This is a genomic window from Aeromonas sp. A600620 (genome assembly GCF_029479985.1).
In the GTDB taxonomy this organism is placed as follows: Bacteria; Pseudomonadota; Gammaproteobacteria; order Enterobacterales; family Aeromonadaceae; genus Aeromonas; species Aeromonas veronii_A.
This window is the reverse complement of the sequence record NZ_JAAKXB010000002.1, coordinates 16,092-30,082: the sequence shown is the minus strand read 5'-3', so window position 1 is coordinate 30,082 and position 13,991 is coordinate 16,092. Positions and strand designations below refer to the sequence as shown.

Genomic DNA, 13,991 nt, shown 5'->3' with positions numbered 1-13,991 from the left:
AGCCAGCTTTTGCCTCCTCTCGCCATGCGTCTGATACTGCTCCTTGCCCTGTCACAACTGCTTGCCTGCCAGTCGGCTCTCGCCGCACCGGGCCGGGTACTCAACATCATCGTGGGTGAATGGCCCCCTTTCGTCTCCGAGCAGTCAAAACAGCACGGGCCAGTGGCCCACCTCATCAGCGATCTGTTCAAGGAGGCGGGCTATGAGGTGAAGTTCCACTTCGCCCCCTGGGGTCGGGTCTATTCGCTGGCGGCCAACAGCCAGCTCTACGACGCCACCGCCGTCTGGATGCACAAACCGGAGCGGGAGCAGGATTTTCTATTTAGCGAAGCGGTGCTGCAGGAGCAGTTTGTCTTCTTCTCCCTCAAATCACGGCAGCTGCAGGCCGAGCGCCTTGAGCAGATCATCGGCATGCGGTTGGGGGGCGATATCGCCTATAGCTACGGGCCCGAGCTGGACAAGATGGTGGCCGATGGCAAGGTAACCCAACAGAAAGTCACCGACGTGAAACAGAATTTCGGCAAGCTGCTGCGCGGACGGATCGACCTCTATCCGCAAGAGCTGCGAGTCGGTTTGGCCGAGTTGCAGAGCCAGCTCGATCCCGCCAGCGCGGCACTCATCACCCACAGTCAGACCCCTTTTCTGCGCAACGACAGCTTCGTGATGTTCCCGCGCAAGATGCCGGATTCAGCCAAACTGCGGGATCAGTTCAATCAGCAGTTGCAGCAGGCCATCGCCAGCGGACGTTATAAGCGCTACTTCGAACGGCTTTCCCGGAGGGACTATTAACCTTGGCGAAGCAAAAACAGAGGGGATAAAACAACGGTGGCGGCCCTTTGTGGCCGCCACCTCTGTGATGCTTGTCAGCTGCAGGCATTAGCCGCTGATGCCCACCTCCAGCTTGAACGGCGTCTTGGCCTTGCTGCTCTCGGCCGCCCCCATCTGGTAGACCCGAATGGTATAAGTGCCCTTGGCAGGCAGGGTCGCCTCAAAGTTGTTCCCTTCCGTAGAGCCGATAAACATCGCCTCCCCCTTGCTGCCCGGCGGCAGAATATTGAAGTAGGGCTTGCCGGTCAGGATCACCACCATGCTCTGGCCCTTGTTGGCCGTCAGCTTGTAATCGAGGGTCTGGCTACCTTGAATGGTGCCGTTGATAGTCGCCCCTGACTCCCCCTTCTTGAACTGCACCTGCTGAGTCTTGATCCCGTCAGCCGCCTGCGCCACGCCCGCAATACCACCGAAGAGCGCAGATGCACATACCGCGGCCAGCCATGCTTTTCTCATCATTTGTCATCCCTTGTGTCAATGGAACCCCTGTTACTGTTGCTCAAGGTGGCCCAAAAAACCATCACCGTTTGCGGCATCGCTCAATCAATTTGCCATCACGATCGACCCGCCATCAAAAGGGGCGCCGTAGCGCCCCTTCTCTTTACTCTTTGTCGACCATCAGCTTGATTTGCCCGCCTTGGGCTCATCGAGGGTGTGTTTCACCTCTTCATACCAGAGGTCATGGTGCTCCTTGGCCCAGGTCTCGTCCACCTCGCCGGTCACCATCCCCTCCAGCGCCCCTTCCAGCTGGAACAGACCCATGTAGATATGGAAGATAAAGCCGCAGATAAGGATCAGCGCTCCGACGATATGGATGAAGCTGGCCCACTCCATCTGACGGCGCAGCTGGCCGAAGATAGGGAAGTCGAGGAACAGCCCGGTCGCCACCACAATGCCGCCAAACCAGATCAGCAGCCAGAAGATCGCCTTCTCGCCACCGTTGGAGAAGCCCGCCGAGGGGTGACTTCCCTTGTGCTTGCCGAGCATGCCGCCAAACTTCATGAACCACTGTACATCCACCATGTTGACGATGTTGTGGCGGAACCACTTGATGAGCACCCCCATCAGGCAGAGGAAGAAGAGCGGCCCTACATAGTTGTGGAACACCTTGGCAAACCAGATCCAGTTCTCCCACACCCCGAGGCTCACCACCGGCTTGATGAAGTACTTGCCATAGATGATGGCCAGCCCCGACCCGGAGAGGGTCAGAAACATGGCCGCCGTGGTCCAGTGCAGCGCCCGATCCAGCCTGCTCCAGCGCTTGAGCTTGCGCCCGGTGCGCGGTTTGGAGAGCTTGGTCTGCCCCACCACCAGATACATCAGGCCACACATGGCGAGCGACCCGAAAATAGCGATGGCGCCGAGCGGCGACACCCACTTGGTCTTCACCTCGAACCAGAGTTGGCCCGGCACCGAGATCAGCACCCCGTGCTCCGGCGAGCGGGAGGTGGTCACCCCCTCCTGCCCATCCTTCACCGCCCGCCAGTAATCGGCGCCGGCAAAGCCGACCGCCTCTTTCTCGGCATCGGCGAAACTTGCGGTACTCACCAGCAGCAGGGCAGCAAACAGGGCCATTAGCCAGGTTTTCATGCCGCCCCTCCCTGCTTGTTCAGCTTGCTGGCATCCTGGAACAACTCATCGCCATTACCCCAAGCCGCATCCTTGGCACCACGATAGGCAACCCGCTCGCGGAAGATGTCGGAGATCACCTGCGCATCCCCCGCCAACAGCGCCTTGGTGGAGCAGAGCTCGGCACACATGGGTAGCTTGCCCTCGGCGATGCGGTTGGCACCGTACTTCTGGCGCTCCGCTTCGCTGTGATCCTCTTCCGGGCCACCGGCGCAGAAGGTGCACTTGTCCATCTTGCCCCGATCGCCAAAGGCGGCGGTCTTCGGGAACTGGGGGGCACCAAACGGGCAGGCGAACAGGCAGTAGCCGCAACCGATGCAGAGATCCTTGTTGTGCAGCACGATGCCGTCGTCGGTGTGATAGAAGCAGTCGGCAGGGCAGACCGCCATGCAGGGCGCGTCGGTGCAGTGCATGCAGGCGACCGAGATGGAGGTCTCCCCCGGCAGGCCGTCGTTTAGGGTCACCACCCGGCGGCGCTGGATGCCCCACTCCAGGGCATCATCGTTCTCGTTCTTGCACGCCGTCACACAGCCGTTGCACTCGATGCAGCGCTTGGTGTCACACATGAATTTCATTCTGGCCATGGGATCAGGCTCCTACTTTGCGAAAACGGCACAGGGTGACCTTGGTCTCCTGCATCTGGGTGACCGGGTCATAACCATAGGTGGTGACTATGTTGACCGACTCCCCCAGCACATAGGGGTCAGACCCTTCCGGATATTTGGATCGCAGATCCTTGCCCTCGAAGTGGCCGCCGAAGTGGAACGGCATAAAGGCGAGCCCCGGCTTGACCCGCGGGGTCACCAGCGCCTTCACCTTGACCCGGCCCCCTTCCGGCCCCTCGACCCACACATCCTGACCGTCGCGCACGCCGACATCGTTGGCATCCGCCGGGTTCATCTCGACGAACATCTCCTGCTGCAATTCAGCCAGCCAGGGGTTGGAGCGGGTCTCGTCACCGCCCCCCTCGTACTCCACCAGACGGCCGGAGGTGAGGATGATCGGGAACTCCTTGCTGACGTCCTTCTCCTGCACCGAGGCGTACTGGGTCGGCAGGCGCCACAGGCTCTTCGAATCAGGCCAGGTGGCGTAGTCGGCCAGCAGATCCCGGCGCGGGGTGTAGAGCGGCTCGCGGTGCTTGGGCACCTGATCCGGGAAGGTCCACACTACGCAGCGCGCCTTGGCGTTGCCGTAGGGCACGAAGCCATGCTTGATGGCGACCCGCTGGATACCGCCGGAGAGATCGGTCTTCCAGTTCTTGCCCTCGGCCTCTTTCTTCTCGGCCTCGGTCAGCTCATCCCACCAGCCGAGCTGCTTCATCAGGTCGGCAGTGATCTCGGGATAACCGTCTTCCACCTCGCTCCCCTTCGGCCAGGAGTCTTCGGCGAGCAGCGAGACGCCCTGATACTCGATGCCGAAACGGGCACGGAAACCGCCGCCCCCTTCCGATACCGGAATGCTGGTGTCGTAGAGGATATGGCTGCCCGGGTGCTTCATCTCCGGGGTGCCCCAGCAGGGCCAGGGCAGACCGTACACTTCGCCACTGACCGGGCCGCCCTCGGCCTTGAGGTTGGTCTTGTGGAAGGTGTGCCAGTTCTGCTGGTGCGCCTTGAGCCGTTCCGGGCTCTGGCCGGTGTAACCCACACTCCACATGCCGCGGTTGTATTCGCGGGTGATGTCTTCCAGCAGTGGCTGGTTGTTCTCTACCTTGATGTGCTTGAACAGCTGGTCGGCAAAGCCGAGCTTCTTGCTTAGCAGATACATGATCTCGTGATCGACCTTGGATTCGAACAGGGGTTCTATCACCTTGTCGCGCCACTGCATGGAGCGGTTGGTGGCGGTGACGGAACCATAGGTCTCGAACTGGGTGGTGGCCGGCAGCAGGTAGACGCCGTCGGTGCGATCGTTCATGACGGCAGCGACTGTGGGATACGGGTCGACAATCACCATCATGTCGAGCTTTTGCATCGCCTTCTTCATTTCCGGGCCGCGGGTCTGGGAGTTGACCGCATGGCCCCAGTAGAACATGGCGCGGATATTGGAACCCTGCTCGATGAGATCGGCGTTCTCCAATACCCCATCCACCCAGCGGGAGACCGGAATGCCGTTGTTGTTCATCGGCAGCTTGCCGTTGTAGGCCTTGTTGTCGAAGCGCGCCTTGATCCACTCGTAATCGACATCCCACACCCGGGCCCAGTGCTTCCAGGAGCCCTCTTCCAGCCCGTAGTAGCCGGGCAGGGAGTCGGAGGTGACGCCAAAGTCGGTGGCGCCCTGCACGTTGTCGTGACCACGGAAGATGTTGGTGCCCGCCCCGCTCTTGCCCACGTTGCCGAGGGCCAGTTCGAGGATGCAGTAGGCGCGGGTATTGTTGTTGCCTGTGGTGTGCTGGGTACCGCCCATGCACCAGACCACGCAGCCGGGGCGGTTGTCGGCCAGCAGCTTGGCGGCGCCATAGACCTGCTGCTCGTTGAGGCCGGTCACCCGCTCCACTTCGGCCGGAGTCCAGCGCGCCACCTCTTTTTGCACCTCGTCCATGCCGTAGACGCGGGTGCGGATGAACTCCTTGTCTTCCCAACCGTTCTTGAAGATGTGCCAGAGCATGCCCCAGATAAAGGCGACGTCGGTACCCGGACGCAGAGAGAGGTACATATCAGCCTTGGCGGCGGTGCGGGTGCGACGCGGGTCGACCACCAGGATCTTGCAGCCGTTGCGCTCTTTGGCCAGCAGGATGTGCTGCATGGCGACCGGGTGGGCCTCCGCCGGGTTGGAGCCGATAAACATGATCGACTTGCTGTTGTGCATGTCGTTCAGGCTGTTGGTCATGGCGCCGTAGCCCCAGGTGTTGGCGACCCCAGCGACCGTGGTGGAGTGGCAGATCCGCGCCTGGTGATCCACGTTGTTGGTGCCCCAAAGCGACGCCATCTTACGAAACAGGTAGGCCTGCTCGTTGGAGTGCTTGGCGGAGCCGAGCCAGTAGACGCTGTCGGGGCCGGACTCCTTGCGAAGGCGCAGCACTTCGTTGCCCACCTCTTCGATGGCTTGATCCCAGCTGATGCGCTGCCACTTGCCGCCCACCAGCTTCATCGGGTACTTGAGGCGACGCTCGCCGTGGCCATGCTCGCGCAGGGCCGCCCCCTTGGCGCAGTGACCGCCAAGGTTGAAGGGGTGATCAAAGGCCGGTTCCTGACCGGTCCAGACGCCGTTTTGCACCTCGGCATAGACGCCGCAGCCCACCGAGCAGTGGGAACAGATGGTACGCTTCACCTCGACCGGCACCTCGGCCGCCACGGTTTTGGCCTCGGCCCGCTGCATCATGGCTGGCGCCAGCCAACCGGCGGCCACGGCGCCACCGGCTACCAGACCGGAGTTGACCATAAAGGCGCGACGGGTCAGCCCCTGACCGCGAATGGCCTGATTGCCCTGCTCGCCCGCCTGGGGCTGCTCGGCACGTTTTGTCAGTTTCATGAGTTCTCCTTCACTGATCCGGCTCAGTCGGTGCCGCGCAGGGTGCGATAAAAGTCGTGAACATGGGGGGTCTCCCGATAGCCCTTGTCAGGCTCGGTGTCGTGGGTCAGCACCTCTTTGCCCACCACCCGACCGGTGGCACCGGCCAGCACGCCTATGGTGGCGACCACGCCAACTCCCTTGATCAGATTGCGGCGGGACGGGTCTTTCAGCTGTTCATCGCTCATTCTTGTGACCTCTGTTGTTGTTCTTGCTGGCGCCTGCGCGCCAGCTTCGCGTCCAATGGGATATCTCGTCTGCTCGTTTTGTTATGCGCAGCTCTTGTTATGCGCAGCTCTTGTTGTGCACAGACAGGGGCGTTCAGCCCGGCACCACGCAGGCGCCAAACGGCAGGCGCAATTCGTTTTCCAGCTTGAAGAAATCTTCGGCAAGGGCGCCGACCGCCCGGTAGAAGCTGCCCCCTTTCGCCTGTTGCTGATCGCGGCAGCAGGCGAGTACCCAGGGGGCAAGGTGGCGTTCATAGAAGCGGTTGCGCTCCGGGTGCTGCTCGGCAATCAACACCGCCATCACCTCACAGAGGGCGGCGAGATGATCTTCCGGCTCGCACACTCCGCTCTGGCGCTCGAAACCGAGGGACTGCAGATCTGCGCGCAGCACCGCCAGCGGCAGCTCCATCAAAGAGCCGGTGAGATACCAGGAGGCAAACGGCACAATTTCACCGCGCCCCAGCCCGATAAAGAGATCCTGATACTCCTCGGCAAGCTCGTTTTCGTGGTGGCTACTGGCTGCCAACTGCACCAGCCCGAGCCCTCTGGCAAAGGGGCCAGGCATGGCCTGCAACCCTTGCAGCCAGGCGAGCTGTTCGCCACGGGGAGCGGCGCGCCAGAGGCTCGCCAGCAGGGCGTAGAGATCGGAGCTGCTCTGTTCCAGTTCGGTCATGGTCAATTCGCCAGCCTTTTCTTTATGTTGTTCACTCATCACTGGCCCTCACACCTTGAGCTGGGAGACGGGATCCGCCGCCAGCGCCGCAAACACATCCTTGACCCGACACTCCTCGCACATCAGCAACCGCTGGGCGGCCTCGTTCTGGAAGTGGGAGTGACCGGCCAGTTTTTGCTGGATGCGGCGGATCATCGAGGCGGGCGCGAACGGCTTGCCGCAGCGAATGCAGCAGGCCGCCTCTTCGGCTTTCAGGCTCTGCACGGCGCGGCGCGCCTCGGGCACGGGTTGCAGGCGGGGCACCAGTACGATGGCCTGCTCGGGGCACGCCTTTTCACACATGCCGCACTGGATGCAATCCTGCTCGATAAAGTTGAGACCCGGAGTGTGCCCCACCGCATGCAGGGCACGGCTCGGGCAGACCGCCACGCAACCCATGCAGAGGGTGCAGTCAGACTCTTTGAGTTCCACATGGCCGTAAGGGGCACCGTGGGGCACAGCCAGCGGCTCGCGGCTCCCTTCGTTGGCCTGCCAGAGGGCATCGAAGGCGGCAAACAGGTTCTCCCGTTTGTCCCCTTTCAGCGGCTTCTCCAGCAGGGCAACTGCTGGCAGACCGGAGATCGGCTTATCTTCGGCATCAACGTTAAACAGGGTGATGCGATCGGCAGAGAGACCGGCGCCCGCCAAGAGCACGGCGGCACTCGCCAGTTCCCGCTCAACCAGCGCACGGACGCTTTCGGGGGCATCGTCACCCAGCGCAATACGCACTGCGCTGGCGCCATAGGCGAGTGCGGCGAACCAGCTCTCGATGCCTAAACTCGCGCTCTCCTCCACCCAGACCGGCAGCCAGTTGGCGGGCAGGCGGGTGAGTTCGGCTTCCACCCATTCGCGCTCGTTTTCACCGGCGATCAGCAGCTGCGGCGCTTCGCCGCCCGCCTCTCGGTAGTGCTTGAGCAAGCGCAGCAGGTAGTCGCCGCTGGTGTTGGCATCGGGCTGGTGATAGGCAATCGCCCCGGTCGGGCAGGCAGAGGCGCAGCTACCAAAGCCCTGACAGAGATGGGGATCGATCTGGATTAGACCATTGATGGGCTTGAGGGCATCGGTCGGGCAAACATCGAGGCAGCGGCTGCAACCGGGCACGCCGCGGGCGGTAAAGGCGCAGGCCTCGGGGTCGAGGCGAAAATAGCGCGGCTTGTCGAAAATACCGGTCAGCGCACAGAGCTCGGCGAGCCGTTCAGCCAAGTCTGTGTCATCAGCCAGATGCAGATAACCGACCGGCGGACGCTCCAGCGCAAAGAGCGGGGCACGGCCCAGATCGGCCACCAGATCGAAGCGCGGTTCCCGTGGCTGTTCACTAACAGCAGCCGCTTGGTGTGGAAAGCCTTGTTGTGGGAAACAAAGCGCAGCCAGATTAACCCGCTCACCCTGACCATTGAGGCCGGTGAGCTGGAACTGCCCCAGATACCCTGTCAGGCTCGGTTCGCGCAGGGTCAGGGCCGCGAGGGATGCCGTGGCATCGAAAATGGTATCGAGATCTGCCGCCTCGGCATCGTGGACCGCTTCGGTCACCAGCAGGGTGGGCTTCACCCCGGCGGGCAGCAGGCTGGCAGCGCGGCGAATGCGATCTTCCGGGCCGACCAGCAGCAGGCGCCCCTGACTCTGGTAAGAGACAGTGGCCGGGATCAGGTTGTCGGTCTTGACCGTATGCTGCAGGGCATAGGCGCGAGCGCGCGCGTTATGCTCGGCCGCCCCCGCCCCATGGGCAAGATTGGAGGCCAGATTTGGGCTCAGATTTGGCAATGTTTGTTCAGTGCTCACATACGCTCCTGTGCGCGCCACCTCATGGGATGGGCGCTTGTTGGTAAGCCGAGAGAGCAAGAGGCGAGCCAACTCCCCCGGAAAAAAAGTGACTGACAGGGAGTCAGGATCCTGAGGGTTCCATTCCCCCACCTTTGGTTGGGACATTTTGTCCACCACAGGAAACCAAAATGTCCCGATCGTCGCTGTGGGTTTGAGAATGGTTATCAGCCAGCTCGTCGGCGGCAGGTTCGCTGGCAACCGCCACCGGTTCAGCAGACCCGCTGGCCGGATTGGTCGATTCGCTCTCCGGGGCGGTTACCTGATCCACCAGCCAGTTGCGCAGCCCGGCGGTCAGGGCCGCAGGCAGCAATTCGGGCTGGCTGAAATCCTGGGTGTAGTCGTCAAGCCCATCCGGCTTGTGGCTGCGAAACATGGCCCGCAGCGCCTCCCTGTCGGGGAGTTTGGCCTTGCCCGGCTGAGCCGTTTTCAGCAGCGGTTCGCCACTCTCGGCCCCCTCAACGGCAAGGGGTTCACTGCTCCCCTTGTCAGTGCTGACTACGGGGCTATCCAGCGAGGCATCTGGAGTTTCATCTTCGCCACTGCCTTCGATGGGGGCGGCAACCGCCTCGGGGCTAACCTCTTCCCGTGGCTGCAATACCTGATGCTTGCGCGCCTCACTCTTGCGAGACGACCAGCGCTTAAGGAACTCACTCATGGGCGCGATTTCCGCTGTCACCACCACGCTCGCGGCCATCGGTGCCGGTGGCTTTAACGGCGCCGCAGCTGGCTTGATCTACCGTATCGACACCGAGCTGATCCTGCGCCCGCCCCTTGCCCTTCTTGCCCTTGCGACGGGCCTCCAGCAGCTCGCCGTGACGACCGATAAAGGCCTCCACCCAGGCTTGCAGCGCTTCTGGCAGCGGGCAGGAGAGCACCTGCCGCTCGCCATCCATATAGGCGGCGGCCACGGTCTGGCTCAGGGTCAGACCATCGGCCACAAAGCCACTTTCCACGCGGCTTCCGGTGACAAACAGGCGGGGCGAGCCGGAGCTCAAGTTGAAGCGATAATCCCCCCGCTCATCGCGAAACAGGGTCAGGGGCAAGGCACCGGCAGCCTCGGGCTCGGCGGGGTGGAGCGCCGCAATCTCGAAACGGCGGCTCTGCCAGCGGCCAACCTGACTGTCGATGGCCTTTAACTCCAGTTGCAGCCAGCGCTGCGGGGAGAGGGGTTTGGTTGTCTCTTGCACTGTCACGGCTCCCATCAGAAGGTCTCTGCCGGGCCACCCTCCTCCATGCTCCACCCCGTTCGGAGCGGTTCACAGCAGAACATTCAGGGCGGCCACGGCCAACAATGGGATAAGACATAGCAAGAGTGGGGCCAAAGTAAGACAAGTGAAGCTAGATATGGCGTGCATGTCATATTTATTGCTATTAAATTTTATTATTTTTCTTGTTCTAGCTGCTCAATAGCAGGTGATATATATCTGTCTATAAACGTACTTATTCTGTAGCCGCTTAATTTCCCATTAAATTTTTCACGCTGCTTCTCCATAATGTTTTTAACTTGCTTTAGCCAATCCAACTCCTTTATTAAATCCACATGGAATCTATCGATTGAGTAACGTTGTTTAAACATAGAGCCTGTTCTTCTAAAACTATCATTTGATAGTGATATTAATTTTGCGACAAAATCTTCAGGGTTAATGCATTTTAAAATAGGGATGTTATAGTATATATTTTCCTCTTTGTTGCAGAGAATAAGCCTTAATACAAATAAAGGATTATTAGTTTCCATTAAGTTAAGCAATTCATTAGCTACATTAGGTAAGGATTGAACTCTAGACTCTTTAATTTTTTCATCTAGATACTCATTAAATAATTCAAACTCCTCTATATCTCTTCCAGCAAAACCAAGCCCACCCCAACTATCTTCATCAAAATCAAGACTGTTATCATAAATTTCATTTGGCAACAGATTTTCTGCTAAAAGATAATCTACGTAACTTTTGAAATCAATAAGAATTCGCTCCGCAGTCTTGTTAATTAGATTAATTTCAGATAATCGCATAAATAATCCAGCAATATGTTTTACAACAAAATGGTTTTTATATTTTCTTGCTGTCACATCTTTGCTTACCAAATCAACCAATATATCAAATTCTGCATCAGATAAGTCATGAAAATGCCATAACTTAATCCAGTTATCTGTATTTTCATCTTGATAATACTTATTGGACTCTATCGATTCCTTTATTTTCGCTTCATTTATTATCCCTTTATCAAAGAAATCGATCCAAATTGATTCCTCTACTATTGGTTCACTAAAGTCTATCATTGGATACTTTTCAGACAACACTGAATATATCGTCTTATTCTTTCCTTCTTCACCTCGCGCCAAATATTCCTCATACATGCTATCTTTGATTCTAGCCATCTGATTTACACTAAAATTAACACTCCTAATTTCAAATGAGTAACATAGAAACTTCTTTAATAACTCCTCTTTCATTTCCACTTTATCGAAAGCTGTTTCAGGAAGTGCATTAAATAAACGTTCGAAGTCCCAAAGAGCCTGTTTTAAATGCCTTAGGTTCTTGCATTCAGAAAAATTATAAACAGACACTATACTATCATTATTATCTTGATAAAACGCCTTAATTGTTCCAGATGCCGAACTTATAAAAGACTCTAATGCTAATTTTGTATTTGGCACCAATTCAAAAGTCTTTCCAATCAGTTTTTCCTTCGCTCTCGAATAACATTTATCTTGACTTTCTCTAGATAGAATTTCATTTTCGTTTGCAATTATTACAACTTTATACCCTTGATGTTCAACAAATTGATTTATATACCCCAATAAACTTCCAATTTCTATTGAACAACGTTCAAGATCATCAAAAACCAAGACAAATCCATCTGTATCCTTTAGATAATCAGGAATACCCAACTCATCTACAGATATTTTTTTTGTGGTTTCACCGTTACCATCACCATCTAAATCCACCTTGATTGTGGCTTTCAAAACCCCTTTTAACAATTTCGAGGCCAACTTCATTTTTTTGGATGCTAAAACAGGGTGCATTTGTTCAAAAAATGCATTCTCTATGTCATCAAAACTTACTACCCCATACAAACTAACATATAAATATTTACCTGAATCACTCTGAAACTTATCTAATGCCTTTTGAATAAACCAAGACTTGCCTGCCCCCCAAGCACCCTTAATTAAAATCGCATACTCTGGTGAATGATTAAAATTAAAGTAATAATCAAGGAAATCACTCACATGTTTGTTGGGATCGATCATTTATCACCTATTTTAAACAATTAAGTTAACATCTTTTTTCGTTAAGGCTGTAAAAGCAGCTGTACATAGCATCACTACTTATTAAAAAATGAACATTAGAACAATCCTCTCAATTTTATAACAACCCTACTCACGATAGAAATTAAGCGCTACCGTTTCCTGAAATTTTTACCAAACAATCTGGAACAAAACTTGCTGTATCCCTCCCCTTAGATCCCGGCAACCGGTCGCGAGGGGCCCATGACAACGACCTTTATCAAAAGCAATGCTGCCGCCCAGCTCACCATGGCCGTCGAGGTGATGGATGAACAGGGCACGATGAACACCCGCCAAATCGCCTGTGAGCGGCCACTGACGGTCTACCTCAACTGGAAGGAAATCGTAACCCTGATGACGCTGGGGGCCCGCCCCGAGGCGCTGGTGCTGGGTTATCTGAAAAATCAGGGCTTTATCGAGGATATTACGGCCATCGAGTCGGTGATCGTCGACTGGGAGAGCGAGGCCGCCGCCGTGGTGAGCAGCCAGCAGGCCGACGACCTCGACAAGTCACTGGAGAAGAAGACGGTCACCTCCGGCTGCGGTCAGGGCACCATGTATGGCAGCGTGATGAAGAAGCTCGAAGGGGTGGTCTTGGCGGCGCCCGAGCTTAAACAGAGCACCCTCTACGCCCTGCTCAAGGCGCTGTCGGCCCATAACGAAACCTACAAGATGGCGGGTGCCGTCCATGGCTGCGCCATCTGCCGCGGCGCTGAAATCCTCTCCTTTGTCGAGGACGTGGGGCGCCACAATGCAGTGGATACTCTGGCGGGCGAGCTCTGGATACGCGGCGAGGCTGGCCACGACAAGATCTTCTACACCACAGGGCGGCTCACCTCGGAGATGGTGATCAAGGTGGCGCAGATGGGCATTCCGGTGCTGCTGTCGCGCTCCGGCGTCACCCAGATGGGGCTGGATCTGGCCCGCCAGCTCGGCATCACCATGATTGCCCGCGCCAAGGGGCGCCACTTCGAGGTATTCAGCGGTCACGACCATATGGTGCTGGACGAGAAGCCGCCGGTGCTGGCGCCCAGTCCGGCTGGTCGCGGGATGCGGGACTAAGCAATGAACGAATTTATGAACGTCAAGCAGGTGGCGGAATACCTCGATCTCAACGAGAAGAAGGTCTACCAGCTCGCCAACGAGGCGCGCATCCCCGCCACCAAGGCGACCGGCAAGTGGCTGTTTCCCCGCTCCCTGCTCGATCGCTGGCTGCTCGGCAGTTGCCACGAGGGGGTAATGAACGACCGGCTGCTGCTGGCTGGCTCGGACGATGTGCTGCTGCACTACGCCAGCAGCCGCTTGGCACAGCAGCTCGGCACCCAGGCACTGGTGGGCTACACCCCGTGCGGCACCCGTCAGGGGCTGGCGATGCTGGCGCGCGGCCATGTGGATCTCTGCGCCATCCACTGGGGGCAGGCCGAGGAGGCGCACCTGCGCCACCCGGCGCTGGTGCAGCAGTATCAGGGCCACCGGCAATGGGTGATCGTTCATGGATTCAGGCGGGTGCAGGGGCTGGTGCTGCGGCAAGGGCTGCAACCCAAGGAGGCGAAAGAGGCGCTCGACTGGCGCTGGGCCATGCGTCAGGAGGGGGCTGGCAGCCAGCGCGCCCTGCAGGAGTGGCTGCAAACCCAGGGGGAGTCGCTGACCCGGCTGGAGCGCACCCTCGAGGTCAACAGCGAGCGGGAGCTGGCCGCCGCCATCAGCCGTGGCGATGCGGATGTCGGGCCCGGCGCCCAGAGCACAGCCACCGAGTTTGGCCTCGGCTTTATGCCCTTGTCGCAGGAGTGCTTCGATCTGGTGATGCCGCAGGGGGTCTTCTTTCGCACCCTGCTGCAACAGCTGATCGGCTGGCTGCAATCCCCCGAGGGGCGCGAGCTGGCGGCTCGCCTCGGCGGCTATGACCTGACCCAGAGCGGCAAGCTGGTATGGAGTCCGCAGTAAAGAACCACTCCCCCACCGACAAAACAGCCCGCCAACCATGTTG

The 13,991-nt window shown here is 58.0% G+C and carries 13 protein-coding genes; 3 read left to right on the top strand and 10 right to left on the bottom strand.

The genetic code is table 11. From position 1 onward, the window contains the following. The first annotated feature begins 24 nt into the window (after positions 1–24). A complete protein-coding gene (locus G5533_RS02880; protein ID WP_441254452.1) occupies positions 25–789 on the top strand; it encodes a substrate-binding periplasmic protein in 765 nt (254 codons plus the stop codon). 87 nt (positions 790–876) lie between these two features. Here G5533_RS02880 and G5533_RS02875 read toward each other — a convergent pair whose 3' ends face one another. The 10 genes from G5533_RS02875 to G5533_RS02830 form a co-directional block, all read right to left on the bottom strand. Further along, positions 877–1,287 (bottom strand): hypothetical protein, encoded by a 411-nt coding sequence (locus G5533_RS02875; protein WP_013723543.1) that lies wholly within the window; start codon positions 1,285–1,287, stop codon positions 877–879. A gap of 159 nt (positions 1,288–1,446) precedes the next feature. Beyond that, a complete protein-coding gene (locus G5533_RS02870; RefSeq protein ID WP_005334792.1) occupies positions 1,447–2,418 on the bottom strand; it encodes a formate dehydrogenase subunit gamma in 972 nt (323 codons plus the stop codon). Then, entirely contained in the window at positions 2,415–3,041 is a 627-nt protein-coding gene (fdh3B, locus tag G5533_RS02865) for a formate dehydrogenase FDH3 subunit beta (protein WP_441254451.1), read from the bottom strand. The genes G5533_RS02870 and fdh3B overlap by 4 nt, the downstream gene beginning before the upstream one ends. A 4-nt stretch (positions 3,042–3,045) precedes the next feature. After that, positions 3,046–5,922, bottom strand: coding sequence for a formate dehydrogenase subunit alpha (locus G5533_RS02860; RefSeq protein ID WP_429058253.1), 2,877 nt, complete (start codon positions 5,920–5,922; stop codon positions 3,046–3,048). Positions 5,923–5,945: 23 nt separating this feature from the next. Then, positions 5,946–6,149 carry a transcriptional initiation protein Tat gene (locus G5533_RS02855; RefSeq protein WP_005303194.1) on the bottom strand — a complete coding sequence of 68 codons (204 nt, stop codon included), beginning with the start codon at positions 6,147–6,149 and terminating at the stop codon, positions 5,946–5,948. Between the two features lie 133 nt (positions 6,150–6,282). Further along, on the bottom strand, positions 6,283–6,900 hold the full coding sequence (locus G5533_RS02850) for a TorD/DmsD family molecular chaperone (RefSeq protein WP_441254450.1): 618 nt from the start codon (positions 6,898–6,900) through the stop codon (positions 6,283–6,285). Positions 6,901–6,909: 9 nt separating this feature from the next. Further along, positions 6,910–8,679 carry a 4Fe-4S binding protein gene (locus G5533_RS02845; protein ID WP_441254449.1) on the bottom strand — a complete coding sequence of 590 codons (1,770 nt, stop codon included), beginning with the start codon at positions 8,677–8,679 and terminating at the stop codon, positions 6,910–6,912. A 103-nt stretch (positions 8,680–8,782) separates the two neighbouring features. Further along, the gene (locus tag G5533_RS02840) at positions 8,783–9,376 is read right to left on the bottom strand and encodes a DUF3306 domain-containing protein (RefSeq protein WP_441254448.1); all 594 of its coding nucleotides are present in this window, start codon (positions 9,374–9,376) and stop codon (positions 8,783–8,785) included. After that, on the bottom strand, positions 9,369–9,923 hold the full coding sequence (locus G5533_RS02835) for a DUF3305 domain-containing protein (protein WP_441254447.1): 555 nt from the start codon (positions 9,921–9,923) through the stop codon (positions 9,369–9,371). The genes G5533_RS02840 and G5533_RS02835 overlap by 8 nt, the downstream gene beginning before the upstream one ends. 179 nt (positions 9,924–10,102) lie before the next feature. Then, complete coding sequence (locus G5533_RS02830; protein ID WP_441254445.1) at positions 10,103–11,968, bottom strand: P-loop NTPase fold protein; 1,866 nt, start codon at positions 11,966–11,968, stop codon at positions 10,103–10,105. A gap of 240 nt (positions 11,969–12,208) precedes the next feature. Between G5533_RS02830 and G5533_RS02825 the strand changes: the two genes are divergently transcribed. Together G5533_RS02825 and G5533_RS02820 are read left to right on the top strand one after the other, a co-directional pair. Then, a complete protein-coding gene (locus G5533_RS02825) occupies positions 12,209–13,066 on the top strand; it encodes a formate dehydrogenase accessory sulfurtransferase FdhD (protein ID WP_441254444.1) in 858 nt (285 codons plus the stop codon). Between the two features lie 15 nt (positions 13,067–13,081). Continuing rightward, a complete protein-coding gene (locus G5533_RS02820) occupies positions 13,082–13,948 on the top strand; it encodes a helix-turn-helix transcriptional regulator (RefSeq protein WP_013723539.1) in 867 nt (288 codons plus the stop codon). Positions 13,949–13,991: the final 43 nt, after the last annotated feature.